At 53.2% G+C, this 24828-nt stretch carries 23 protein-coding genes, 1 tRNA gene and 1 pseudogene; 12 read left to right on the top strand and 13 right to left on the bottom strand.

Going from position 1 to position 24828, the window contains the following annotated elements:
- Positions 1-40: 40 nt before the first annotated feature.
- The 4 genes from pyk to A0U92_RS01235 form a co-directional block, all read right to left on the bottom strand.
- The gene (gene pyk / locus A0U92_RS01250; protein ID WP_077811647.1) at positions 41-1474 is read right to left on the bottom strand and encodes a pyruvate kinase; all 1434 of its coding nucleotides are present in this window, start codon (positions 1472-1474) and stop codon (positions 41-43) included.
- Between the two features lie 113 nt (positions 1475-1587).
- Positions 1588-2685, bottom strand: coding sequence for an SH3 domain-containing protein (locus tag A0U92_RS01245; protein WP_077811646.1), 1098 nt, complete (start codon positions 2683-2685; stop codon positions 1588-1590).
- A gap of 142 nt (positions 2686-2827) precedes the next feature.
- Positions 2828-3223 carry a DsrE family protein gene (locus tag A0U92_RS01240; RefSeq protein ID WP_077811645.1) on the bottom strand — a complete coding sequence of 132 codons (396 nt, stop codon included), beginning with the start codon at positions 3221-3223 and terminating at the stop codon, positions 2828-2830.
- Positions 3216-3989 carry a HesA/MoeB/ThiF family protein gene (locus A0U92_RS01235; RefSeq protein WP_077811644.1) on the bottom strand — a complete coding sequence of 258 codons (774 nt, stop codon included), beginning with the start codon at positions 3987-3989 and terminating at the stop codon, positions 3216-3218. The genes A0U92_RS01240 and A0U92_RS01235 overlap by 8 nt, the downstream gene beginning before the upstream one ends.
- Before the next feature lie 140 nt (positions 3990-4129).
- On the opposite strand from A0U92_RS01235, the gene A0U92_RS01230 reads away from it, so the two are divergent.
- Entirely contained in the window at positions 4130-4747 is a 618-nt protein-coding gene (locus A0U92_RS01230; protein ID WP_077811643.1) for a DUF2939 domain-containing protein, read from the top strand.
- Between the two features lie 182 nt (positions 4748-4929).
- Here the strand turns inward: A0U92_RS01230 and A0U92_RS01225 are convergent, their stop codons facing one another.
- Positions 4930-5157: a DUF3126 family protein gene (locus A0U92_RS01225; RefSeq protein ID WP_077811642.1), complete on the bottom strand. Its 228-nt coding sequence runs from the start codon at positions 5155-5157 to the stop codon at positions 4930-4932.
- Between the two features lie 527 nt (positions 5158-5684).
- Here A0U92_RS01225 and A0U92_RS01220 point away from each other — a divergent pair.
- Positions 5685-6083, top strand: coding sequence for a hypothetical protein (locus tag A0U92_RS01220; protein WP_236748216.1), 399 nt, complete (start codon positions 5685-5687; stop codon positions 6081-6083).
- Positions 6084-6168: 85 nt separating this feature from the next.
- Here A0U92_RS01220 and A0U92_RS01215 read toward each other — a convergent pair whose 3' ends face one another.
- The gene (locus tag A0U92_RS01215) at positions 6169-6660 is read right to left on the bottom strand and encodes a hypothetical protein (protein WP_077814176.1); all 492 of its coding nucleotides are present in this window, start codon (positions 6658-6660) and stop codon (positions 6169-6171) included.
- 746 nt (positions 6661-7406) lie between these two features.
- Here A0U92_RS01215 and A0U92_RS01205 point away from each other — a divergent pair.
- Positions 7407-7952 (top strand): DUF4142 domain-containing protein, encoded by a 546-nt coding sequence (locus A0U92_RS01205; protein ID WP_077811640.1) that lies wholly within the window; start codon positions 7407-7409, stop codon positions 7950-7952.
- A gap of 215 nt (positions 7953-8167) precedes the next feature.
- Here A0U92_RS01205 and hrcA read toward each other — a convergent pair whose 3' ends face one another.
- Entirely contained in the window at positions 8168-9235 is a 1068-nt protein-coding gene (gene hrcA / locus A0U92_RS01200) for a heat-inducible transcriptional repressor HrcA (RefSeq protein ID WP_077811639.1), read from the bottom strand.
- A 552-nt stretch (positions 9236-9787) separates the two neighbouring features.
- Here hrcA and A0U92_RS01195 point away from each other — a divergent pair.
- Together A0U92_RS01195 and rdgB are read left to right on the top strand one after the other, a co-directional pair.
- Positions 9788-10786, top strand: a complete 999-nt coding sequence (locus A0U92_RS01195; protein ID WP_077811638.1) for an aldo/keto reductase — start codon at positions 9788-9790, stop codon at positions 10784-10786.
- Between the two features lie 474 nt (positions 10787-11260).
- A complete protein-coding gene (gene rdgB / locus A0U92_RS01190; RefSeq protein ID WP_077811637.1) occupies positions 11261-11863 on the top strand; it encodes an RdgB/HAM1 family non-canonical purine NTP pyrophosphatase in 603 nt (200 codons plus the stop codon).
- Between the two features lie 297 nt (positions 11864-12160).
- Here rdgB and rpoH read toward each other — a convergent pair whose 3' ends face one another.
- Both rpoH and A0U92_RS01180 read right to left on the bottom strand, forming a co-directional pair.
- Complete coding sequence (gene rpoH, locus A0U92_RS01185) at positions 12161-13051, bottom strand: RNA polymerase sigma factor RpoH (protein WP_077811636.1); 891 nt, start codon at positions 13049-13051, stop codon at positions 12161-12163.
- Positions 13052-13302: 251 nt separating this feature from the next.
- Entirely contained in the window at positions 13303-14280 is a 978-nt protein-coding gene (locus A0U92_RS01180; protein WP_077811635.1) for an RluA family pseudouridine synthase, read from the bottom strand.
- Between the two features lie 47 nt (positions 14281-14327).
- Between A0U92_RS01180 and A0U92_RS01175 the strand changes: the two genes are divergently transcribed.
- From A0U92_RS01175 to A0U92_RS17090, 3 genes are all read left to right on the top strand, one after another.
- Positions 14328-14675, top strand: coding sequence for a hypothetical protein (locus A0U92_RS01175; RefSeq protein ID WP_077811634.1), 348 nt, complete (start codon positions 14328-14330; stop codon positions 14673-14675).
- 82 nt (positions 14676-14757) lie between these two features.
- Positions 14758-14833: transfer RNA gene (locus tag A0U92_RS01170), tRNA-Glu, on the top strand.
- A gap of 170 nt (positions 14834-15003) precedes the next feature.
- On the top strand, positions 15004-15519 hold the full coding sequence (locus A0U92_RS17090; protein ID WP_236748215.1) for a hypothetical protein: 516 nt from the start codon (positions 15004-15006) through the stop codon (positions 15517-15519).
- A gap of 53 nt (positions 15520-15572) precedes the next feature.
- Here A0U92_RS17090 and A0U92_RS18565 read toward each other — a convergent pair.
- A pseudogene (locus tag A0U92_RS18565) lies at positions 15573-15923 on the bottom strand (DUF3363 domain-containing protein); the annotation flags it as partial.
- A 137-nt stretch (positions 15924-16060) separates the two neighbouring features.
- Positions 16061-16399 (bottom strand): helix-turn-helix domain-containing protein, encoded by a 339-nt coding sequence (locus A0U92_RS01155; protein WP_077811632.1) that lies wholly within the window; start codon positions 16397-16399, stop codon positions 16061-16063.
- 490 nt (positions 16400-16889) lie between these two features.
- Here A0U92_RS01155 and A0U92_RS01150 point away from each other — a divergent pair, with 490 nt between their 5' ends.
- The 3 genes from A0U92_RS01150 (at position 16890) to A0U92_RS17085 (ending at position 20384) form a co-directional block, all read left to right on the top strand.
- A complete protein-coding gene (locus A0U92_RS01150) occupies positions 16890-18059 on the top strand; it encodes a site-specific integrase (RefSeq protein ID WP_077811631.1) in 1170 nt (389 codons plus the stop codon).
- Entirely contained in the window at positions 18056-18904 is an 849-nt protein-coding gene (locus A0U92_RS01145) for a DUF5677 domain-containing protein (protein WP_077811630.1), read from the top strand. Before A0U92_RS01150 ends, A0U92_RS01145 begins: the two co-directional genes overlap by 4 nt.
- A 769-nt stretch (positions 18905-19673) precedes the next feature.
- Entirely contained in the window at positions 19674-20384 is a 711-nt protein-coding gene (locus tag A0U92_RS17085; RefSeq protein ID WP_187668825.1) for a hypothetical protein, read from the top strand.
- A 192-nt stretch (positions 20385-20576) separates the two neighbouring features.
- Here the strand turns inward: A0U92_RS17085 and A0U92_RS01135 are convergent, their stop codons facing one another.
- A complete protein-coding gene (locus A0U92_RS01135) occupies positions 20577-22328 on the bottom strand; it encodes a hypothetical protein (RefSeq protein WP_077811628.1) in 1752 nt (583 codons plus the stop codon).
- A complete protein-coding gene (gene mobC, locus A0U92_RS01130; RefSeq protein WP_077811627.1) occupies positions 22325-22651 on the bottom strand; it encodes a plasmid mobilization relaxosome protein MobC in 327 nt (108 codons plus the stop codon). Before mobC ends, A0U92_RS01135 begins: the two co-directional genes overlap by 4 nt.
- A gap of 248 nt (positions 22652-22899) precedes the next feature.
- Here mobC and pilV point away from each other — a divergent pair, with 248 nt between their 5' ends.
- Positions 22900-24765, top strand: coding sequence for a shufflon system plasmid conjugative transfer pilus tip adhesin PilV (gene pilV, locus A0U92_RS01125; protein WP_187668824.1), 1866 nt, complete (start codon positions 22900-22902; stop codon positions 24763-24765).
- Positions 24766-24828 lie beyond the last annotated feature (63 nt).

Below are 24828 nucleotides of genomic sequence, written 5' to 3'. Positions count from 1 at the left end.
CCTTCCCCATCAACCGGGACCAGAGGGGGAAGAGATCACTTCAGGCTTCAGGAATTTTCGCAACCCTGATCGTGTTCGTCGATCCGCTGATCCCGAATGGCACGCCCGCCGTGATGACGATCATGTTTCCAGGGCTGGCGACATGGCTTTTAAGAGCCGCCTCCAGCGCTAACGACACCATGGCCTCCGTATCCCGAACGGGTTTGTCGGCCGGCGTGACAAAAGACTGCACTCCCCAGACCAGAACCAGTCGCCGGGCCGTCGCAATGGTTGGCGTCAGGCCGAGCACACGGGCGATCGGCCGCTCACGGGCGATACGCAAAGCCGTCGGTCCCGCATGGGTGTAGGCGACAATGGCCGGGACTCCCAGCGTGGTGGCGACCTGCTGGGCGGCATGGGCAATGGCGTCAGCGATATAATGTTCGGGAGCCAGACGACTGGCCTGCATGATCATGCGCCAGCCTTCATCCGATTCCACCTGCTCCAGAATCCGGTTCATGATCGTCACGGCTTCACATGGATACTGACCGGCGGCGGACTCTGCGGACAGCATCACGGCGTCAGCTCCGTCAAAGACAGCGGTGGCAACATCCGAGGCTTCGGCGCGGGTGGGTGTCGGGGCCGCAATCATGCTCTCCAGCATCTGGGTCGCCACGATCACCGGCTTGCCGAGCAGACGGGCCTCGCGAATGATCCGCTTCTGCGCCAGTGGCACCACCTCCGGCGGCAGTTCCACACCCAGATCACCACGCGCCACCATGACGGCATCGGAAGCGTCGAGAATGGCCGCAAGATTATCCAGCGCCTGCGGTTTTTCCAGCTTGGACACCAGCCACGCCCGCCCCTGCACCAGACCTCGCGCTTCCAGAACATCTTCCGGGCGCTGCACGAAGGACAGGGCGATGAAATCCGCTCCCATCTCCAGCGCGAAGGCGAGATCGTCCCGATCCTTTGCGGTCAGGGCGGGAATGGGCAGCACAAGGTCGGGGACATTGACCCCCTTGTGGTTACTGAGCGGACCGCCGACCAGAACTTCCGTCTCCAGAAAATCGTCGCCGACTTTTCTGATGACCAGCTTCAGCTTGCCGTCATCCAGCAGAAGGATCGAGCCCTCTTTCGCCACGGAAATGATTTCCGGATGCGGCAGTCCGACCCGTGAAGCGTCACCCGGTGTTTCGCTGAGATCCAGACGGAATGGCCTGCCCGTCTCCAGCAGAACCTTCCCATCCGCAAAACGGCCCACCCGCAATTTAGGCCCCTGCATGTCGGCAAGAACGCCAAGAGGTCGTCCGATTTCCTGCTCGACCTCACGCACAATCCGGTAACGGGCGGCATGATCGTCATGAGTGCCATGGGAGAAATTGAACCGGAAGACATCCGCTCCCGCGAGAGCAAGATTTCTGATCACCTCATGCGTCGATGAGGATGGTCCAAGTGTGGCCACGATTTTTGTGCGGCACTGAGCGACGGCCATGAGTGCAGTCTCCTGTTGTGAGCCGGATGTCCTGAGACTGACTCAACGGACGAAGAGTGTCATCCGATCATCGCTAATCGCTCCCTGTCGGACAAAAAAGGGTGATCAGTTCCTCAGGACGGCGGGTAGGCCTCATCCGGTCCAATACCCCACATCTGGGCGCGGTGAATCCAGCCTTCGTACCGCTGCACCGAAACCTTGCACCATGCCGAACCGGAAGCACATGCCTTGATGGTGCCAACAGTCCCCGGTGTCAGCACAGCCACAGCGGCGGACTCATCATCAGCCGTTGCATGGAGGATGACCGCACCGGGCAGTTTCGCTACATCCGCGCTGGTGGAAACGCGGCTGATGATCTTGGCTTCGGTATGTCTGTTGGCAGCGGACGTCTCGGCTTTCTGCCCCTCAGCCTTTGGATCAGCGGGTATGTCCGACGCAGGTTTCGCATTGGACACCGGCGCCGGCGTTGTCGCGCCCGGCAGAGACGGAACCACAAAGTCACGCGAACCGATGAGGGTGGCCTGATGAACCCAGCCTTTTACGCCATCAGAATCCTCCACCAGACGCCAGACGTCAAACTCGCGCTCGATCTGCACGGGCAGGCCGCGACGGTGATAGACCCACTGGATGGGATAACGCTGACCCGGCCCGGCCCGCATGTTCACATCATCCGCCCGCAGGGCTGCAAAACGGGGCAGCGGCAGGCCGGTGTTGCTGCCTTTTGTGGGGTCCTGCCCGTTGGCGTTGGAACTGTTCGGCGTTTCATCGGGTGAGGCCGGATGCGCCGGATCGCCATCCGCTGGCAGGGGAGGCGGAACTGGACGAACCGTTTCGGTTGCTGCACCATGACCCGCATGCTTGGCCGGGTGCGGCTTATGCGTCGCCCTGATCCTGTGAGGCGCTTCTTCTCTGGCCGTTGCGGCCGTCGGGTGCTTCTTGTGGTGAGCCGGGGCCGCCGATTTTACATCGGTCGCATGGTGGCTTTTCTCCGTTTTGTCCGCATGCGCCCCGGAATGTTTCGCCTTTTTGCCTGCCTTGTGCTTAGCGTCGACATCACCTTTATGATGATGCGTGGGCTGGCCTGATGTTGCGGCATACGCAACGGCAGTCAGCGGCAGGGTTGTGGCCGCAGTCATAAGCGTGGCGGCGACACGGAGGGGCAAGGATGCTTTCATGCCCGCATCCGTGCCAAGAGCTGAGCCGATCGGCAAGTGGGTTCGTGGATTCCCGTCACAGAAACACCTGATACGATGAGAGCAGATCACGATCAGGCGGAAGCGGCTGACTGCGTCAAGATGCTCTGTAAATAATAAATGAGACACGCATCCGTAGCCGGAAGGAAACGGACAGGGTCTAGAACGTAATCAGCTTATACCCGGCCGCAAGATCAAGAAAAGTAGGCATTCCAGCCACTTCGACCCCTTCGATCAGGTCAGTCGCCTCTTTTCCCGTCCGGCGAAGACCGCTCTCACACACAAGCAGAGTAGCCTCCATGGACAGGAGAGCCTCGCGCAGGGTGGCGAGCGTGGCGACTCCCTGAGCCGAGAGCAGGTGTTCGTCTTTTTTCCACAACGCTGTCGCCTCGGAATCCCGGCACAGCGCCAGCACACCGGGACCGGTGGCGAAGATGATGACAGCCCTGTTCATGGCCAGCGCGGTGGCGGCAAGCATGAAAGCCGTGTGCAGCCGGTTGAAATCGTTGTCACAGAGCAGAAAGGCGAAGTCTTTTTCGAATATGCGCTCAGTCATGTCTGTCCTGTCCGCCACAGGCCGGACAGTCCGGGTCCCGTGGGATGGTGATGGTCGTGAATCGCGTCGCCAGCGCATCCCAGAGCAGCAGTCTGCCAGAGAGAGATTCGCCGAGGTTCAGCAGTTCTTTCAACGCTTCTGTCGCCTGAAGTGTTCCCAGAACCCCCGTGACAGCGCCGAAAATTCCGGCGTCACCACAGGAAGGCGATCCTCCGCCCTCCCCTGCGCGGGGAAACAGGCATTCATAACAGGGGCCGCCAAGATGCGGACGAAATGTCGAGAGCTGACCGTCAAAACGGAGCACGGCGGCGGACACGAGGGTTTTATGATGTTCCACGCACGCCGCGTTGACCAGATAGCGTGTCTTAAAGTTATCGCATCCATCACAGACAAGGTCATAGCGGGCGACCAGATCAGCCGCGTTGTCGGCCGTCAGACGTGTTTCATGGGTCTCGATACGGATCTCGGGATTGAGCGCTTCGAGGGTCTGGCGGGCGGAAGCCGCCTTGCTCATGCCCACACGATCGGTCGTGTGCAGGATCTGCCGCTGGAGGTTGGACAGTTCGACCCGGTCATGATCGATGATGCCGATCCGGCCGACGCCGGCCGCCGCCAGATAACAGGCGACGGGCGATCCCAGTCCTCCGGCTCCGATGATCAGCACCGAGGAGGCACGCAGGCGCGCCTGCCCGGTGCCCCCGATTTCAGGCAGAAGAATATTACGTGAATAACGCTGTATTTCGTTTTCCGTCAGATCGAGAGGCATGAAATTTTCCGGTCGTCCGGCGCAATCGCCGAAAAGAGTTTTATCACTTTTTCGTGATATTCATCATCGCTGACAAACCATAAATGCATAACTGCATTGCATGTGGTATCGTCCCTACCATGAATAGCAGGAGCGCCGCCATGCACACCGCAGACACAACCCTCTCCTCCGAAGCCTGGGCAAGCCCTGCGCGGAAGCGGGCGCGTGTGATCTGTCTGGCGTCGCTTGCGACATCTCTGGCGCTCTATGCCCTGTCTCCTTTCATGACGCTCTGGACGATTGCAGGCGCTGTCTCCAGCCACGACATGGTGGCGCTCGGACACACGATCAACTGGTCGTCCCTCGATGCGTCGATCAAGGAACAGGTTCTGAACGGCCTCAATATCGGTCAGGTCAACGAAGTCTCTGACGAACTGCCGGAATTCGGCTCCTCTTTCGCGACCAGCATCGTGTCCAACGCCGTTGATACGAGGGTGACACAGAGCAATCTGGGCAATGTGGTTGATCAGGCCATGGCTTCCGGTCCCGACCATATGAATGCGGGCGCCGTTTTTTCTGCCGTCAGTCATGCGCTGGTGCGGTTCACGGCCGCCAACAGTTTCGAAGCGCAGGTTGTGCTTCCGGGACATGAAAACGAAACACCATTACGTGTTCAGCTCCGCATCGAACGCTGGCAGTGGAAACTGACCCGCGTGGATTTCCCGACGGCTGTCCATCAGCCGGTCATGGAAGCCTCGGTGGCGCAACGCAAAGCCTGAAATCGGTTCATTTTGAACGGTCAGACGGTTTAAAAGCCGCTTGGGCAGTGGGCTGTCGGGAGTCAGAAGCTGCTGTCTCTTGATGAGGCTAAAAGCCCTGACAGAGCATAACCATCCAACATCTGAAAAACCCCCGACCAGTCAAAACCGGTCGGGGGTTTTTCTGTTTTAGCCTACCTGTCTCAGGTCGGCGGCGGCAGATCTTCTTCCAGCAGGATGATATTGATGGCGTAAGACACTTCGCCTTCATCATCATCGCGATGAATCGTGCCGATCACCTCACCGTCCACGGCCAGTTCCACCGAAAGCCCCGGACGCGGCGGCGCATTGACGCTCAGCCCCTTGGCCCCAAGCAGGCGGCGCAGGGTGGTTTGCAGACGTGAAATCTCATTTGTCGAAATCGTGCTCATTGAAGGCATCTCCCGGAAGATGGTGGGCAGTTTTTGTGGTTGAAGGGTTGCCGACTTTAAACAGTCTGCGCAGGCTCGAACACAACCGCCTCCTGCGGTAATGGGCACGCTAATAGGCATTGCCGCCGCCGCCTGCAACTCCTGCATGAGGATTGCCTGATTGTCATGATACGTTCACACCCCACAGAAAACGTATTCAAAACGCAATGCAGACTGATTTTCCATCTCGACGAAACTGTATCATTGAAATCGGCCTTCCATCGCGACGCCTGCGCCCTGCCAAGCTCAGAACGCAGAGCCAGACTATGACGGTGATTGCGCGACAGACAGCCGGGAAGAAAACTGGCGGGCCTCTGTCATAGCGTGGAAAGCCGCGCCCGGAGAGACAACAAGGGGCAAGGGTGTGTCTGGCGTTTTGGAGCCATCCTCTTTACCTCACTGAAGTTCCTTCTTCTCCTTTTGATACAGCAATCAAGACTATGAGACATTTCCCAGAAACAGCCCGGTTCCCTTGTTCCGGAGAGACCATGTCCGCCACGCGTCTACTCATCGCCCTGTGGGCACAGTGTCTGGCTACAGCCTCGGTCTGTGTTCTGTTGGCAGGATGTGTGGATGATCATGGCAAAGGGGACATGCACGCCGCTGTTTCAGACTGTTTTGCAAAATATCCCTTTGCAAAAGGCACGGCCTATCAGCGGTTCAGCTGCATTTATCAGGCACACTCCCATTATGGGCCTGCCGCCATGGGGGCGCAGTATTCCCTTCTTCTGCAGGTTGACCTGGCGTCTCTGAATGTCGGAAAGGACGTGGATTCAGGCGTTTTAACGCAGGAAGAGGGCAAAGCGACCCTGCATTGGGTCACGGACAAGGCCTATACTCAGGCATCCCGGTATTCACGGGTCGCGACACAGCCACAAAGAAACTGATAACGCCAACAAGGAAGAAGAGGGAACGCCGCCTGAGCAACATTCCCTCTCCCCTCCATAAGCCGGATTTTTTCAAATCCGTTTCTTACTGGGTCCGCGGCACAATAGCTGGTGCGGTGGAATTCTTCTCGGTATTCAGCACCGCATTGCCGGACTGCTTGGAATAGGTCGCAGAAGTGGACTGCTGCGGTGTTCTGGGGGAATGGAAGGCAGAAACACCAAAGACACCACCAGCGGAACTGTTCATCGTGCCTTCCGGCTGACGGGCGCATCCACGGGTGATGATGGAGCAGACACCGTCCGTGCCGATCATTTCATCATCGTTGCCCATGTAATGCACGTCGGACACACGGTCATTGTCCACACGGATCACAGCAGTACAGCCAGTGCCGCCGCCGCCGCCAAGCGTGTTCACGAGTGTCGAAATATCACCAACCGGAATGAGGGTGGATCCCCCGTAGCTCGGTGCTGGCTGCGTGCCTGTGTAGGTAAAGATCTGCGTCGTATCATTGAGCTGCTTGGTGCTGGCTGGCAGGCCCGCACAGGCCTGCAGATCGTAGGATGTCATCCCGATCATCGTAAGCTGTGCCTTGTGAGCAGCACGTGAATCGAAATATCCGCAACCGCTTAAGCCGATAGAGAGTGAGGCGACCGCAAACAGACCCCAAATACGACACGTCATTTTTTCGACCACCCTCACACCATGCCCGGAACGCCTTAATCAGGACGCCTGAGATTATTACGTACTGTGTTGTTTCCATGCATAGCAAGAGATGGAAAGACGAGAAACCCTCTGGCTTTGATCAGAACAGAGCAGTTCCATCATTCATGATCCGTGTGGAGCAGCCTGATTTCCCTGATGATGACAGACTGTCCGGATCACACAAATGGGCCTGATGATCAGCTCGAAGCGTGTTCGCGGACAGCAGGCAGAAATGGCCCGGTTGGGGCTCTGGCCGTGTATGCTCACCACGGATCGCGTCCAGCGCAACCCGGGACCAGAACACGACCGCATACTCTTTTGGCGTAATCCTGCTCCTGGAGCATATCCAGTTTGAATGGACACATTCGAACTGGTGAATATGTTCGATAAACAATGAATTAGAGCAATTCCACTGGGCCAGAGTTCAGTGGAATTGCTCTAGACCCGTCCTTGCTCAGGTCGGACGCAGCCGATCCCTACCCGAAAATCGAGGGACACCCCTGCCTTGCCTTTTGCCTCCCGTCATACGCTGTTATCATTGAGGTTCTTTAATAGTGTCGTCTGAGACTCAGGGCAGTCATGTAAAATATTCCCTGAGATCAAAGGAGAATTTTCTGATCATGCTGCTTCCGTCACGTCATCAGGTGCTTGCCTGCTCTTCTCTCGTCGTTTCGCTTTTCACGCTGAGCGCCTGCATGAACCCAGGTCAGCCACCTGCGCCGCCTTTGCCTGCTCTGGCAAAGCCCGCACCCTTTGCTGCTGCGGACACAAGCCTCGCCACAAAGATCAATGATGTGGATCTCACCCACATTGCTCTGGCCAATCTCGCCAAGACCAACGCCGCCCGCAACGATATCGCGCTCCTCGGCACAACGATCGTAAAAGACCTCACGGATAACCATGACAAGCTGACCGCGCTGGCGACAGCCGGTACGGCAACACTGGCGGCAAAGCCCTCTGCCCAGAGTCAGAAGGTCATTGACCAGATGCAGCGTCTGCATGGCGCTGCGTTTGACAGGGCTTATGCGCGCTACCTTGCAAGCAGCACAAAAGCCACAAGCGCTGTTGTCGCCGCGGGCGCCGCCACGTCCACAAACGCGGATCTGGTAAAGCTCGCAACCGATCTCAAAACCAAGCTTCTCAGCTACGAAGCTCAGGTCAAATAAGCACGGTATCAGACATGCCGCCCGTTCAAATCCGGGTGGCCTGTTTTTAGAGTGCAGAACTCATGGGCAGACCATGACAATGGCTGCCCGGCAGGAGGCCGAGCCGAAGACGGGCAAGTCGTGGGGTGACACCATCATTGACCGCCCCACACCGGCAAGCTCCACGCTGGCAAGTTCCACATAGGCAAAAAGTCAGTAACGCGGCCTCACTCCCATCATCCCAGCATCTGTCCGATCACACTGGCCGTGTAATCGATGACGGGAATGATCCTGCCGTAATTGATGCGTGTCGGCCCGATGACCCCGATGGCGCCCACAATCCGTCGGGCTTCATTGCGGGCCGGCGCGACAACCATCGACATGCCTGACGCCCCGAACAGGCCGCTCTCCGCACCGATAAAGATCCGGACACCCTCTGAATTTTCGGCCAGCTCCAGCAGACGCAGCATGGCGTCCTGCTTTTCCAGCCGCTCAAACAGACGCTGGATGCTCGAAAGACGTTCGATCTCCGTGATGTCGGTCAGCAGGTTACCCTGCCCACGAATGATCAGCGTGCCTCCCCGTCCCTCGTTGCTCCATGTCGCCAGACCACTGGCCACAACTTCCGTGGCGAGCTGATCGAGCTGGGTCTGGTCCGCCTCCATCTCGTCATTCACACGCGTCCGCAGTTCCACGAGCGTGCGACCGGTCAGACGAGCATTCAGGTAGTTGCCCGCCTCCGTCAGGGTGGAAGGCGGCATTCCCACCGGTGTGTCGATCACCCTGTTCTCGACCTGCCCATCTGCGCCGACAAGCACCACGAGAGCCCGGTTTCCACCCAGAGCGACGAATTCGATGTGCTTGATCGCCCCCTCGCCTTTCGGCGCGATGATGAGGCTGGCGGCCTGTGACAGTCCTGACAGAAGCGACGACGCTTCCGTCAGCGTGTCTTCCAGCGAACGTCCGCGCATTTCCAGCGTACTGGAGATGGACTTACGCTCGTCCTCGCTGAGATTGCCGAACTGAAGCAGCCCGTCGACAAACAGGCGAAGCCCTTTTTCGGTTGGCAGACGACCGGCTGAAGTATGCGGCGAAAACAGCAGGCCAGCATCCGTCAGATCAGCCATCACACTGCGGATCGTGGCGGGAGAGAGCCCGAGCGGCAGTCGGTGTGACAGCGTGCGGCTGCCAACCGGATCACCCGTCTCCAGATAATGCTCAACCAGTTCCCGCAGGATGGTGGCGGAACGTGAATTCAGACCGGAAGCAGCTCCAAGAAGTTCAATGGAGCGACTAAAAGTCAGACCGGATTTTTCATTGGAGCCAGAGATGGAAGATGCGCCTTTCTGCTGAAGTGTCGTCAGAAGACTCTGCTGCGTGACGAAGGGTGAGGCAAGAGGTTTCAGTAAGCCCGTCTCCGGAATACAGGGAGAACGTCAGAACCGGCAGGGTTCATCCTCTTTCCTTTTGAGCCGGCCCACGGATGCAAGGGATAATCCGTCCCCTGCCTATCGATGTTATCGTCCCCAGAGCAGCTTTTAAAATTTCATATATTGAAGATCTTCCTGCGCCTCCTGAACGCCTGCCGCCGGGATAAATGGGTGTCGCTGTGACAGCCGCCCAAGCCCTTAAAAACGCAGCCTGATTACGCAAGCCTCATGCGTCTGGAGCCTCATGCATCTGGAGATAGACAGCCGTGATACGTTTCACCGGAATCCTGCTTTAGGAAAGAGTGAAGAGGGCGGGCATGGCTGCGCTCTTCTGGGGCGGGTAACAGATCCCGGGACGCTGTGGTACGTTTGCGCTGGCAGGCGGTTACAACCGTCATCACCGGTTCACGAACACGGAGAGTCTTCATGGCGCAGGCATCTGTTATGGAAACAACCACCATCCGCGGGCTTGAACATCCCGTCTCGCGCGTTGCGCTCGGCACATGGGCCATTGGTGGCTGGATGTGGGGTGGTCCGGATGACAGGAACGCCATTGCCACCATTCAGGAAGCCGTTGATCTGGGGATCACTCTGATCGATACGGCTCCTGTCTATGGCTTTGGCCATTCGGAGGAAATTGTGGGGCAGGCCCTTGCCGGACGACGTGACAGGGTGGCGATCGCAACCAAGGTCGGACTGGACTGGAAAGAGGATCACAAGCCGTTCCGCAATACGTCGCCGGCCCGTATTCGCAAGGAAATCGAGGACTCGCTGCGCCGTCTGCGCACCGATTACATCGACCTGTATCAGGTTCACTGGCCTGATTCCGCCGATCCCATGGAAGAGACAGCCCGCACGCTCGAGGATCTGGTCAGGGAGGGCAAGGTACTGGCGCTTGGCGTCAGCAACTTCACCATCGCCGAGATGGAGGCTTTCCGTTCGGTCGCTCCGCTGGCGGCCGTGCAGCCGCCTTACAATCTGTTTGAACGCGACATGGAACATGACATCCTGCCGTATGCCCGCGAGCATGATCTGGTGATCCTTGCCTACGGCCCGCTCTGTCGCGGTCTGTTATCAGGCAAGATGACGGCCCAAACCAAATTTGGTTCTGATGATCTGCGCAGCGCCGATCCCAAGTTCCAGTCTCCGCGCTATGCGCAATATCTGGAAGCGGTGCGCCAGTTGCAGGATTTCGCACGCGAGAAACATGACAGGTCGCTTCTGGCGCTGGCCATTCGCTGGGTGCTCGATCAGGGACCGACGATTGCCCTGTGGGGCGCACGCCGCCCGGACCAGATCACAGCCGTCGCCGACGCAATGGGCTGGCATCTGAGCGCTGACGATCTCCGTGAGATCGATACGATCCTCACGACCTGCATCAAGGATCCGGTCGGCCCTGAATTCATGGCGCCGCCGGGTCGCTGATTCGGCCTCCCTCGGGTCAGCACGGTCGTTGCATCCGGCCCTGCTGTCCCAGCTCTTGCCGGTGGAACATTCAGAAAGAATATCGGGCGTGACTGTCTGATGTCTGAATGGGCGCACAAGGCGAGCGATCGAGATGACGATGGAACGTCGTGTGCATCATCCTGACAGACAAGCTGGACAGCGCCCAGCTACAGGGAGCTGTCGCTGTGGAATGACAAGCCCTTCTTCGGTGCGTTCAGACTCTACAGCAGCGCCTCACGTGCCAAAATTCCGGACGCTTTGAACCATTATTGCTTGACTGCGGGATTGTTTAATGGCGCTCCCTGACCAGCCCACTTCTGTAGAATGCGAAGGCATCGTAAGGCATGCCGGCACAGTCGATACAAGTGTCGGTCTTTTCATTCATGACCACAGACAGATCATACAGCGTCGGTTCCTCACACAGAACGTGGACGTCAACATAGTGGAGATCGCATGAGCGCACACTTTCCCCTGAAACAGGGTAGCCGTCTGGTTCTTGCCAGCCATAACAAGGGCAAACTGGCCGAATTCGCAACGCTTCTGGCGCCTTATGGTGTTGAAGTCGTGTCTGCAGGCGAGATGAATCTGCCGGAGCCAGACGAGACCGCCCTGTCATTTGAAGGCAACGCCCGCATCAAGGCGGAGGCAGCAGCGAAGGCGACAGGTCTTCCTGCCCTTGCAGACGATTCCGGTCTCTGTGTTTCCGCTCTGGGTGGTGCGCCGGGCATTTATTCCGCACGCTGGGCCGGACCGGACAAGGATTTCGCTCGTGCAATGCAGCGGATTGAGGAAGGCATCGACGGCGATGAACGTGAGGCGTGGTTTATCTCCGTTCTATGCCTCGCCTTCCCTGACGGCACGACCGAATGTTTTGAAGGACGCATCGACGGCACCATTGCGCCCGCGCCGCGCGGCGCTGCAGGGCATGGTTATGATCCGATTTTTGTCCCTGAAAGTGAAACGCGGACATTCGCCGAGATGAGTGACGCAGAGAAAAATGCTATCAGTCATCGGGCTCGTGCTTTTGAAGCGTTCCGGAAAAAGTGTCTGGGATAAAGGAAACATGGGGGTTGCAGCAGGGCTCTGCCCTGCACCCGGAAGGGATCACAGATCCCTTCACCCATTTATTTTTAACAGGGTGGGATCAAAGGGACCATGTCCCTTTGTGGGGTTCGGGGCAAAGCCCTGAAAAGCGACTGCGGCTATAAACGCCAAAATAAAAAGGGGTCGTTAGCGCCTCCGAGCACGAACCACCCACAAAACCGGCCTAACCCATAAGGAAGTTTGGGTGAGCTTTTTCAAAAAAGCTTCAGAAAGCACCGCCTCATTCAAAAAAAGGCGATGCCCTGAAACCTACTGCGTCACAGCTTCTTTCTGACGACGCGCTTCAATGTCTTCTTTCATGTGAGCCTGCACCTTCTCGAAAGCCCGCACTTCGATCTGACGCACGCGTTCGCGTGAAATACCGTAATGCTGAGCCAGTTCCTCAAGCGTCACAGGTTCGTCTTTCAGGCGACGCTCCTCGAAAATGTGACGCTCACGTTCGTTAAGCGACGCCATTGCTCTCGAGAGCAAAGCCTGACGGTCTGACAGTTCCTCATGCTCGCCGAGCATGTCTTCCTGATTGTCGCCATCATCGACAAGCCAGTCCTGCCACTCGCCGTCCCCATCGCTGCGGAGAGGCGCATTCAAGCTATGATCGCCGGCCGCCAGACGGCGGTTCATCGCCACGACGTCCTGCTCAGGCACACCGAGCGTCCTGGCGATGTGATCGACCTGTTCCGGCGCCAGATCACCGTCATCAATCGCTTTCATCTCACCCTTGAGACGACGCAGATTGAAGAACAGCTTCTTCTGGGCAGAGGTGGTTCCCATCTTCACCAGCGACCAGCTGTGCAGGATATACTCCTGAATCGCCGCACGGATCCACCACATGGCGTAGGTGGCCAGACGAAAGCCGCGCTCCGGATCAAACCGGCGGACGGCCTGCATCATGCCAACATTGCCTTCGCTGATCAGTTCGTTCAGCGGCAGCCCATAGCCACGGTAGCCAAAAGCGATCTTGGCGACGAGACGGAGGTGGGATGTGACCAGCTTGTGGGCAGCCTTTACATCGCCCTTATCGCGCCAGCGGCGGGAAAGAGAGGATTCTTCTTCCGGTGACAGAAGAGGGTATTTGCGGATTTCCTGAAGATAGCGGGAAAGGCTGGTGTCAGGTCCAAGAGTTAGGGAGGGTGATGCCATGGAGAAATCTCCTTCATCCCGGTCACTGGTCTGTTTTATCCGACTTCCGTAAACTTTGAACGTCGGCGTGATCGGCCTGTGATATCGGGCGACGCAGGGAGTGGATTTGATGTGTCCCCGGCACACTCCCCCACTCAGGCAGAAGAAGCCGGGACATCCATTCCGGCGGCCTTTAATTGGCACGTCGAAAAGATAGGCTCTGTCTAAAGTAAATCCCCGAAAAAGTCAAGATTAACAAAAAATTATGTTAGTTAATCACTCATAAGTATTCTTTCAAGAGTCGTAAAATCCTCGGGCGGCGTCGTTTCGAACAGCAGCTTCTCTCCCGTTGCCGGATGCGTGAATCCCAGCCGGGCTGCGTGGAGCGCCTGTCGGGGGAAATCCAGCGCGGCATCACGTGCGTCCATCGGGCATGTTTTCGCGATCGCAGGAATCCGGCGCAGATAAAGCGGATCACCCATCAGCGGATGACCATTGGCTGAAAAATGGACCCTGATCTGGTGCGTACGCCCGGTGGCGAGACGGCATTCCACCAGTGCGGCATAGGTGCCGAATGCCCGCAGGAGCGTGTAGCGGGTCAGTGCTTCCTTGCCACCACTTCCCACGATTGCCATGCGTTTACGGTCCCGTTTGTCGCGGCCGATATTGCCCTCATACTCTCCCCTGGCTGGAGAGGGCACACCCCAGCACAAGGCGAGGTAGGAGCGATCGATCCGTCTGGCGGCAAAATCCTCTGACAGGGCACGATGCGCCCGTTCGGTCTTGGCCGCGACCATCAGGCCGGACGTATCCTTGTCCAGCCTGTGCACGATTCCCGGGCGCCGCTCTCCTCCAATCCCGACGAGGCTTTCTCCGCAATGCGCGACAAGAGCGTTCACAAGGGTACCGGTTTCATTACCGGGCGCAGGATGAACCACGAGACCGGCAGGTTTATCGAGAACGATCAGGTCATCATCCTCGTAAAGGATAGGAAAGCTGATGGCCTCGCCCTCTGGTGCGGCGGATGTCGGCACAGGAATATCCAGAACAAGCTCAACACCGGGACGAGCGGGATCGGCGGGCTCACGCAGGCAGAGCCCGTTACGGGTCAAACGCCCCTCGTCAATCAAATTTCTGATGCGGGAGCGGGACAGGTCCGGGAAGCAGGCCGTCAGCACACGATCCGTGCGTTGACCGGCAAATTCCTCGGTGATGATCAGGGTGCGTGGCCCGTGGGTTGAATCCGTCATGAGTGTCATTTACAGGCCGATGGCATCAACTGTGAAGGAATGACGGCATGGAGCAGAGCACTTTCGCGCGGCGAGGGCTGTTTGCGGCCGTCATCGGCATGGGAATCCTGATTATCCTGGGAGTGATCGCGCTGGTGGCGATCATTATTCACCGGATGTCGCACCCTCGCTTGCCCATTGCCGCACCAGTGAGTGTTTCCATGCCGGCTGGCACGCCGGTTATACCGCCTCAGACATTCCTTCTTCATCAGCCAGCAGGTTCCAGGATTGAACAGATTGCCTGGTCGAACGGAACAGTAATGGCGGTCCGCCTCAGTGGCGGTGGTCCGGATCGGATCGTCCTTTGGGATACAGCGGCAGGACATTCGGCGGGCGAACTCGATCTTTCTCAGTGATACACTGCCGCACGCTTATTATTTTTTAGCAGAATGCTTGTATTGCCGCGCCTCTTGCCGTAAGAAGCCGCCCACGGCCAACGTCCCATTCGTCTAGAGGCCTAGGACACCGCCCTCTCACGGCGGCAACAGGGGTTCGAATCCCCTATGGGACGCCAATTTTTAAATTGTCTAGTATCAGGCACTTAGCTTTGATATGGCGATCGGCAGGCGATAAAAACCTCGCATTTTTGGTCCAATTCCGGTCCAATCACTTTCTCACCTCAGGCGGAGTCACTTTCTCACCTCAGGCGGAGTCACTTTCTCACCTCAGGCGGAGAAGGTGGATATGGCGGGGCTCAAAGCGGAAGAAAATCTCAAAGACCCTGCAACGGGGAAGCCGTTGCCTCAGGGCGTTCTTTATCGTGGCCCTAAGCAGTATCGGGCGCGCAAACTCGTCCACGGCCACCGCGTCACACGTACATTCGAGAGCGCCCGTCTGGCCCGGGCATGGCTCGAAGAAACTTCCGTCAGGGTCCGCGAGGGCCGGAATGTCGATGACCGCGCCCTTGACGGCATTGTGCTCCAAACCCTGATCGGGCGCTATCGCGACGAGCGCATGGCGACGCGCGAGCGCGACCGGAAGGGGCACATTCCCGCCCTGCTCAATGATGCGATTGCCGGGCTGAAACTCTCAAAGCTCGCGATCCCCGCCGTTCGTGCGTTCCGCGACCGGCAGAGCGCGACATTCGCTCCGGCGACGGTCGTCAAGCGCCTTAATCTGCTGGCATCGATCCTGCAGTACGCCATAAGCGAATGGGATGTTCCGCTGACACAGAATCCCGCCTCCGGGCGGCTGGGGTAGCGGACGCGCCCCTCCCTGCCGCGCCATGCGTCACCACGCTCGACCAGCACGTCCTGACGCTGTTTCTGAGCCTTGGTCACCTTATGACCGAACCCGGCATCGACTATATTCGACCTGCCTCGCGACACGAGCCCCCGATCCAGCCATGTCGCACCATCCGCCGTGATCTGGACCTCAAGATCGATATTGGACAGGACGCGCGCGGACATCTGTTTCGCACGGCTCGTATCATACGCCGCAGCCCGTTCCAGGTAGTCGCCGGGAAGCCCACGCTCTATATTGAAGTGGTCGGCACCGTCACCCGTGACGGGCGCTCGATCTCGGAAGACGCCGAAGCGCTGCGCAACGCTATCGAAGAACGCCTGCTTCGCTATATTGGGACGGCTCCGGTCGAAGTCCTGCATATCGATGAGGTGTGCGATCCTGTCGTGCTGACGATGCGTCTGGGCCAGGCTTTTGCCAGAGCTCAAGCCTTGTGAGCGCCTGACTTCAGTGAAGGCGAACGGGGGCGTGCACCAGGCACGCCCCCGTCGGCTCCGGGTCAATGATGGAGCATGATAAATCGTATCAGCAAGACCACAGCGATCACATAGAAAATGAGTGTCTCCAGGGCCACTGGAAGCGGCCGGGAACAGGCGCGGCCACGACGCGTTGAACCGGAAGGTCCGCCTGAGCCCGTATCAGGGACATCCGCCCGGATCACCAGTTTGAGGACGTCCGTCAGAAGGAAAAGCGTCTTCCGGCCAAACTTGTGCTTCGGGAGGAGCCCCTCGGCGACGTAACGGTCGACCGTCGCAACGTGGCAGCGCAGATAAATCCGCGCGGCCTCAAGCCGGGTGATGAAGGGCCCCAGAGGGTCAGACGTCTGTATGTCGTGCACCGCACGTACTCCTCAAGCCATGACGGCCGGTCATCGGTCGTCTTGTCGAACCACCTTGCCGAGGAGCGGGGTGATTGGGGCTGTCTTGGGGAGGAAGTTTGCCCTCGTTCACGAGGGGGTATGCGATGTTCTGTCGAGATAGGGGGATATTAAACGAAAAAGCTCCTCAGCGCATTCTTGTTTCGTTCTATCAGAGCACGCGATGTTCTGCCAACACAAATCGTTTCGACGCGGTTTGAAGCCGCCCAACGCCGCAGGAAACCGCAAACCATAAGGTGGGATGGATGATGGGAGTGAAAAACGACCCACTCACAACATACTGATTTATATGATATTTTTTGATTATGTTGGCGGAGGGGATGGGATTCGAACCCACGATACGCTGTTAAGCGTATAACGGTTTAGCAAACCAATAATAATCGTTGTTTTTCATATATCTAAGTTTACTGTGATGCTCGCGATGCAATCTCGATGCACTGGAATATGACTTATGAGCATCTATAAACGCTCCGACACCGGAATGTGGTTCGCACAAGTCCGCAGAAAGGGATTCCCTCCTCTGAATAGGAGTTTCGCCAAAAAGAGCGATGCAACGATGTGGGAAAGGAATGTTCTGGCTGAGGTCGATGCCTGTAGAGCAAACCCCCACCGGACTTTCGATTACACAAAGTTCATAAATGTTGAGACATCGAATTTTGAGGTGTTTGAAGTCGGCATGAACGCCGAAATCGTCGAATTCGATGAACGCGGGAACGAAATCAGACGTGCAACCGAAGTCAGAAAAGAGAGACCATACCCATTAGCGTGGGCTGTTGACCGATACATTTCCGAAGAAGTCCACAAATTTAAGTCCTGGAAATCCATGACCGACCGCCTGACCATGTGGAAAAACTCTGAGTTCGGACAAGAGTCACTTTATGACATTTTTCCTGAGATGTTATTCAGATGGATGAAAAACAGAACCAAAAAAGATGGATCACCTGCTTCCGCATCGACTATCAGAAACGACCTGTTCCAACTGTCAGCACTCTATGAAACCGCAAGGAAACCCATCACACAAGGCGGATGGAATATCTCTGACCTGAAAAATCCTGTGAAAGATATCCTCCTGCCTCCACCACCACACGGCAGACAACGAAGGCTTAACAGGACAGAAGAAAGAGACTTGTTCTCCGCTCTGTCAGATAGTCATAGAGCGAATGAAATCATACCATTCATCATCATTGCACTCGCCACGGGCATGAGAAAATCAGAGATTCTTGAAACGACAGTCCGGGAGATAGTCGATGGTCAAAAGGGATACTCGATCAGAAAACAAGACACGAAAAATAGGCATCCAAGGCTTATTCATCTGTCTGAAAATGCAACAGCATGTGTCATACAGTTGATGAACGGAAAGCGTCATGATGACAGACTTTTTTCAATGTCTGACTCAGATGTCTCAAACGAATGGAGTAGGGCAAGAGAACGTGCAGGATGCAAAGACTTGAGGTTGCATGACATCCGACATGAGGCAATTAGCAGGCTCGCGGATGTGGGTCTAAGCATTGGTGCGCTCGCGTCTATGTCAAGGCATAAAACCATGCAAACACTTCTGAAATATGTGAATGCATCCGAAACCGATATCAGAGAAAAATTAGAAAAACTGGACGCAAAATGAGCATTTTCGAAGAGCAAGGCTTTCTATCTGATGAAGTGAAAAACGAAAAATGGAAAGTGGAGAAATACTACGAAAAAGAATTTTCTATATGCAATCGGCTTAATATCTTGCTTATGGAAATGACGAAAAAACTAAATCCCGATAAATCAAGGAAAGAGTTGCTTTCCAATATGCTAACAATGCGATTTTGCCAGAGCTTGCAGTCCGTTGTTATTCTTCTTGGGCATGCCATTAATTCGGATTCACATTCAATAATAAGAAATATGCTGGAATGCTATTTGGCTCTGGCATGCCTTCTTAAAGATGAAGATTTTTTCGTATCCATAAATGAATACGATGAAATGCGATTTAAGCATGATATGATCTTATTCATAGAAAAAAATTCACACATCAAAGAACTGTATAAGCAGAAAAACAGTGATTTGAATGATACAAAAAAATCTCTATCAAAAATGTTAGATAATGTTCCGAGAAAAGAGAAACCAATGGCAAGCGTCTTTTATAAAAAAACAAAAGACGAACTCCAAAGCCAACGCGCTTATTTAGACTACAAATCCTTATCTAATACCCATTGTCATATTTCAACAAATTCATTTTTGCAAAATTATAAAAAAGATAATGATAAATCCTATGTGCATTACAGAGGTATATATATAACTGAAATGCATTCAATTATAAAAAAACTCGTTGACGTTTGTGTATTCTTTGCAATGCGCCTTGATGAAGAGTTTTTTAATAATGAATATAATTCTAAACTGGAATCAATCGCGATGGAGATTTATAATTATTATACTCAAAAAGGAGTCATTTTTCATAAAGACAATTTACCTGAAAAATCCACATAATAAAAAAGCCGGGAAAGATCCCGGCCTTTTTATGAATCCATGATATAATTTATTTTGCCAAATGAAAAACATCAAGGAGGAGCTTGTTGTTTATATAATAGCATAGCTCCTTGGATGTCAAGTATTCATTGCGAAGGAGTTAAGTGAATTATGAACAAATTGAGATAATCATGCGAAATGAACACCCCAGAATCTGGCGGACTCTATTATCTCTCAACCCATTCTATAAAAATCATATAACTCAGAAAATCGCAGAAAACTACGGAGTTTCTGACTGTCATGAGGTCGCATATCAGGTCGTGGATTGGGTTCAATCGTGTTCATCAGACATCAAAGAAGGCTTCTCTCTGATGTCATTATCGTATGATGAAATACGAGAAAACAACGAATCACACATCAAAAACTAACTCGAAAAGCCAATCTCCTACGTAGGAATTTCAGACGATATCTGAATATCAGACTTGAAAATGATGAATTCCAAATTCAATTTGATAAAGATAAATTAGATTCAGAAAAGTCATATATCATCATTCAGGATTCGAAAAATTCAGAAACTGGTTTATCTGCTCATGATATCAAGACATATCAACAGAGGAAAAAATATTCAATCAATCGGTCGATATCTGAACATATAGACGACTTTGCAAAAAACTATCTCAGATATGAAGGATTATTCCTCTCTTTAACTCTTGAAAGTGAATTCCATGACTGTGATTATGAAACAGCAAAAAACGAGATATCAAAGAGATGGAAAAAGATAAAAAGAATATTGAAAAACAAAGAAATTCTCTTACTTGGAATGTCATCCCTTGAACTTCAAAAAGATGAAACTCCGCATTATCACATTCAATTATACGTCAATCCATCTGACAGAGAATATGTTGAATCAGTCGTCCTTGAGCAGTTTCCGAATGAAATTGATCGTAAAAATGATTCAATCAAGGATATCTGGGATGCTCTGGGCTTGATATCTTATTGTCTCAAAGATAGTAGAAAATCAGATACATACGTGTCATTCATTGGATTACAAAGAGATATCAAAACCAGATATAACGCTGTTTTCAACAATCAGAAATACAAAGATTTATCTGATAGAAGGATATCATTATCTCATAAGAGAATGATGGAAAAACAACAGAACGGAATGATTCTCATATTGATAAGAGGTTTTCAGGATGAAAGGTTGAATCTGTTATCATCACGTCATCCAGATTTCTACCATCTGAAAACTGATATTCAGAAACTTCAAATTATGTATTTACACTGTATTCATTTCAGAGAATTCAAAAATCATGTCGACAATCAGTTTTCTGTATCTATGAAATTGAGAACACATAGAATAGTCAATGAATTCAATGATATTTATAACAATGTTCCATGTTTGGTATATAGTAACCAAGAATGTATATTGTCCGAAAACTTCTTCTGGGAATGTGACAAATCGAGAGGCCAACCCCCTCCTCAGAAGAGGAGGGAATAGCTTAATCAAACCGAACAGAACAAATTATATCAAGGTTTCCAGCAGATTGGCACAAAAAACGACAACGTAAGAGAACCGGTGCGTAATCTCACGAAAATCAATGATACGAACGATTAAGCCGAAAAATACAATTAAATCAGAAACATAGGAAACATGCTGGGAACAATCCGGCGGGATATCAGAAATACGAGATTATCTTTCATCATACGAAAACATAAGAGAACGTCCGGTGTTTTTATATATCAGGTCTTTCTCTTGCTGTTCTGATTTCTTCAATTCTCTCATTTGCTGTAACGCTCGCACCGGATTTTGAAGGGCTGTCTTTAACAACTCAACATTCTCAGTTTTCTTTATGTAGTCCAGAAGTTCATCAAAATCTTTTTTTGCTTTCAAATAACTCTGGACGGACAGGTCAGAAGACCATTCTTTTCGTGCTCTTTCACGACCTGCGACATACAAATCAGACATATGATTGAGCGAATAATTGAAATGATCGTCGTTGTTCAAAATATCAAGATTCTTAAAATCGTCCCTGTCATATCGTAACTGCTTCAATGCACTCTGGAACTCCTGAAGTGCCTTCCTTGTAGCTGAACCATTCAACCACTTTTCTTTTTCAGTCCGATATTTTTCCCGTCGAGGTCTCAGGATTCCTTCGTGCTTCTGACGAACAAGAAAGGCATTACGACTATCCGGATCAGGAAATGGCTCGGATTTGATATGCCCCCATCGGACCTGGAATTGCTTCTCAAGCTCGGCAAGCTTCCGGTGGAATTCCTCCTGATCTGCCAACATTCTCCGGATGGTCTGACTCGCCTGTGTACGATCATGATTAGCTGACTGAATAGCCTTCTTTTCCTCGGCAGACATAACCTCACTGGTTTCACTCGTGCCATTCACCAGATCAGGATGAATATGGGCAGGTCTCTCGACATCTGGTGCCTCAACCTTTTCCTTCTCTCCTGAAGGAAGTCTGCCTTCCTGATAGGTAGCAATTTTCGGAACAAAATTGCCTTCACGCCGATTTTCGTCAAAAACTGTCTGTACGGGCTTCCCAGAGGCTGTTTCCGGGACGTATGACGAAGACGCATCCTCAACAGGCTCATATTTCGTATTCAGTCCCTGCACGCTGGATTCATATTGCTGACTGAATTCCTGTTTCTTCATCCCCAGAAGTCTGTTTGCTGAACCCAGAAATTTATCCTCATCAGTCATGATGATATATGTGTTTTCACGATCTCCTTTCTTCACATGAAGACCCATATTCTGCATCTGCTTGATCATGCCGGAAAACGTGTCACACGAAATTCTCAGGTCTTTGAGTCTCTGACGAAGATCCAGCAGACTGATGCCGTGCCGTTCCGCGATGCGTTGCTGTGTCAGCGTGAAGGCTGACTCAACGGACTGGCTCAGGTCCGGTGTCGCTTTCTCTATGGCATCCGCAATGTCATGCTTTCCTTCATCACGAAGCTGATGGATGACGGCCTGCTGATGGCGTCCATGCACAATGTCATGACCGAACAGAGCCTCACACGTCCGGGAAATCTTCTCCTGCCTGACCTTCATGAACCGGCTGTCCAACGCTTTTCCATCCGGCGTCCTCTCACTGACATACAGATGAATATGCTTTGAAGCCTTACCGGACGCCTTGGTTTTCGTGTGCTCAACGATGGTACAGGCATCCGGATCAAATCCGAATTCGATAGCCAGTATGGAAACGGTTTCCAGAAACTGCTCCCGGCTCAGGTCATGTTGCGGATTGATCTTGAAATGCCGGACAGCGTATCTGTCGCCCCGGACACCGGCTTCATCGTAGTCCTGCATCACCTGGAATTCAGAACCCTGGATGACTTCGATGCTTTCATTCTTCGCACCCCGGAACACATGAGCACAGGTCTTTCCCGGACCGGATGAAGTCATCATGCGTGCCGACTGGATGATCATTGCCGGATATCCCGGACGATCCGCTTCATGTCCCGGATCAGCGAACGACATTCACCAACAGCAACCGAAGCGTCTTCATAGCCACCGGCATTCAGATGATGAGCGATCTGATTCAGATTGTTTCCGCACCTTGCAACCTGATCGGTGGCCTGATCCAGTTCACCCAGTAGCTGTTTCTTTTCGTGGGTCACGAAATCAGATGAAGCCATCAGTTCCCGGAAGAATGATGAGGCTGTCTGATGTCCATGACTGTGAGCAATGGCGTTCCATCTATCAAGCTGATCACGGGTACATCTGACTGAAATACGGGTATCCTTTCTCATGGCTGTATGTCTCCTATGGGGTCCACGGGGCGAAGCCCCTGGCCAGCCTGGCAGGAGGAAACACATGAAATGTGTAGCCGGATGCCACGCCTGGCAATACTATTATAATACAGATTTCAGAGTATCAGGATTCTATACAAACAAATTACATAAATACGAAAAAAAACAGGTGTTATACCGGCATAAAACCGGAAAAACTTATCCTGTTTTCTTCTGTGATACAATCAATGTATTGCAGGAGAACAGACATGATTACAGAAGGAGATATTTCAGGAACCACAACAAAAAGGAGAAGAGGCTTCTCACTTCTTGATGTGTTGCTTGCGCTTGGCGTTTCTGCCGCCATGTATGCGAACATCGCCCAGTTGCAGAATGATATGACCAACAATCTGCACGCACAGGCCACCGCAGACAGAATGGCCATGCTCGCTTCGGCTTCCAATGCGTATATCACCGCAAATTACAAACTACTCAGCGCCATATCCAAAACACCAGTTGAAATCCCCATCACCGGCAACAGTGACTGGGACGGAATAGGCGATCTGCGTTCGACCGGACTTCTGCCGGATGATTTCACAACCAACATGCCAATGGGCCAGACAGTTCATCTGCTGGTGCGTGATATCCAGGCCAATGGAACCATCCCCGAGCATCTGGAAGGGATGCTGGTGACATCCGGAGGCAGTCCTATGGATGACAGACAGGTTGGGCTGGCCATGGCGAAGATGGGTGGAAATGGTGGCGGGGTCATGAAAAGCCCTCCCCCCGGTGTTTCATCATCAAATATCCAGGGATCGTTCGCATCGTGGTCTCAGCCAATTTCAACATGGGCTTCCAGCGGTGTCACACCAACATATGGTCATGTGGCGTATGACCTCACAACATCCAGCTCTCCTGTTTCAGAATGGCTGAACCGCTATGACACCGGAAACCCTGAAGCCAACCGGATGCATACGAATATCGACATGAACAACAACAGTCTGAACAACACCTATGCTGTGAATGGAAATGGCAACAACGATATCCAGATGGGGAATTCATCCCATACCGGGCGGGTCGATATGTATAACGGGGGGATGGCCTGTCAGGGTAACGCGACCGGCTGTCACTTCGACATCTCCGATGATGGTGGGTTTTATGACCAGAATGATGGGTGGATCACCTATCAGGGAAATAACCCCGGCACCGGCCTGAAAATCAAAAACGATAACCTGGATGTTCAGGGAAAGACTGTTACTGAGAAGGGTGTTGTAACATCTGATGTGGCTGGCATTCAGTGGTCTGCTACTCCAGGTGTTAATGGAGCAATTGATGCTGCCGCAACTTATGCCAATGGCTGGATAAGCATCGCCGGCGGTTCAGGCTTCCAGGGTGTCAGCACCCAGATTATCCAGGCCACTGAACTGTTAGATAAAAATAACAACGCCTATTACGTGTTTCCATCTGGTCTGTCCCATCTGAATGAAGCCCAGTTTGCCGGGAATATTGCGACAAATGGCCTGTCTCCTGACAATGGGCTTCCTGCCGGCTGGAATGGTATTCATACGTTTGACCTGTATTCCGAAGATAAAATTGGCACAGGATCAGGCGGGACGATTCTTTCTTACATGGACAAAACGGGTCACATTGAAGGTGTAACGGAACATCTGTCCTCCACCCTGGATGTCGATAAGAAAGTTACCGAAAACGATAATGTCGAAATGACGGATGGTTATCTGATGCTCGATAATGGAGATGAATGGATCAACCATGGCAATCTGGTCGTCAATCAGGGTGGAAGCGGTTCGGGATCAGCCTGGATACAGGACTCCCTGACTGTCGGGAGAAACCCGCAGGGTGATTACGGAGATCATCAGGGAAGCGGTCTCTATAACGGTGCTGATGTCAATGTGTATGGAAACGTCAGCACGGAAGGCTCCCTTAAATTCCGGGCTCAGGATGATGGTGTTTCCGGAGGTGCTGGTGTTCAGGGTGGCTACTGTGGGCAGACATTGCTCAATGGCAATGCCAGCACCGGCCCCGGTTCCGTAGATGTCGACAAATCACAGAACACCCTCCTCTTCTGTGGTTCTGACAATACATGGCACAAGGTTCTGACTGACCGAGACAAATAATAGCAGAGAGATTCACGCTCTCTGTTTTTTCACAAACAGAAATACAAGATATTGATATGATAA

This window comes from Acetobacter aceti (assembly GCF_002005445.1).
Classification (GTDB): domain Bacteria; phylum Pseudomonadota; class Alphaproteobacteria; order Acetobacterales; family Acetobacteraceae; genus Acetobacter; species Acetobacter aceti_B.
The sequence above is the reverse complement of the archived record's forward strand: the minus strand, read 5'-3'. Positions and strand labels throughout refer to the sequence as shown.

Bases quoted from the DNA above. Each gene is read 5' to 3' on its own strand.
- pyk (WP_077811647.1), bottom strand. From the start codon at position 1,474: ATGGCCGTCGCTCAGTGCCGCACAAAAATCGTGGCCACACTTGGACCA.
- A0U92_RS01240 (WP_077811645.1), bottom strand. From the start codon at position 3,223: ATGACTGAGCGCATATTCGAAAAAGACTTCGCCTTTCTGCTCTGTGAC.
- A0U92_RS01235 (WP_077811644.1), bottom strand. From the start codon at position 3,989: ATGCCTCTCGATCTGACGGAAAACGAAATACAGCGTTATTCACGTAAT.
- A0U92_RS01230 (WP_077811643.1), top strand. From the start codon at position 4,130: ATGCACACCGCAGACACAACCCTCTCCTCCGAAGCCTGGGCAAGCCCT.
- A0U92_RS01225 (WP_077811642.1), bottom strand. From the start codon at position 5,157: ATGAGCACGATTTCGACAAATGAGATTTCACGTCTGCAAACCACCCTG.
- A0U92_RS01220 (WP_236748216.1), top strand. From the start codon at position 5,685: ATGTCCGCCACGCGTCTACTCATCGCCCTGTGGGCACAGTGTCTGGCT.
- A0U92_RS01215 (WP_077814176.1), bottom strand. From the start codon at position 6,660: ATGATCGGGATGACATCCTACGATCTGCAGGCCTGTGCGGGCCTGCCA.
- A0U92_RS01205 (WP_077811640.1), top strand. From the start codon at position 7,407: ATGCTGCTTCCGTCACGTCATCAGGTGCTTGCCTGCTCTTCTCTCGTC.
- A0U92_RS01195 (WP_077811638.1), top strand. From the start codon at position 9,788: ATGGCGCAGGCATCTGTTATGGAAACAACCACCATCCGCGGGCTTGAA.
- rdgB (WP_077811637.1), top strand. From the start codon at position 11,261: ATGAGCGCACACTTTCCCCTGAAACAGGGTAGCCGTCTGGTTCTTGCC.
- rpoH (WP_077811636.1), bottom strand. From the start codon at position 13,051: ATGGCATCACCCTCCCTAACTCTTGGACCTGACACCAGCCTTTCCCGC.
- A0U92_RS01180 (WP_077811635.1), bottom strand. From the start codon at position 14,280: ATGACGGATTCAACCCACGGGCCACGCACCCTGATCATCACCGAGGAA.
- A0U92_RS01175 (WP_077811634.1), top strand. From the start codon at position 14,328: ATGGAGCAGAGCACTTTCGCGCGGCGAGGGCTGTTTGCGGCCGTCATC.
- A0U92_RS17090 (WP_236748215.1), top strand. From the start codon at position 15,004: ATGGCGGGGCTCAAAGCGGAAGAAAATCTCAAAGACCCTGCAACGGGG.
- A0U92_RS01150 (WP_077811631.1), top strand. From the start codon at position 16,890: ATGAGCATCTATAAACGCTCCGACACCGGAATGTGGTTCGCACAAGTC.
- A0U92_RS01145 (WP_077811630.1), top strand. From the start codon at position 18,056: ATGAGCATTTTCGAAGAGCAAGGCTTTCTATCTGATGAAGTGAAAAAC.
- A0U92_RS01135 (WP_077811628.1), bottom strand. From the start codon at position 22,328: ATGATCATCCAGTCGGCACGCATGATGACTTCATCCGGTCCGGGAAAG.
- mobC (WP_077811627.1), bottom strand. From the start codon at position 22,651: ATGAGAAAGGATACCCGTATTTCAGTCAGATGTACCCGTGATCAGCTT.
- pilV (WP_187668824.1), top strand. From the start codon at position 22,900: ATGATTACAGAAGGAGATATTTCAGGAACCACAACAAAAAGGAGAAGA.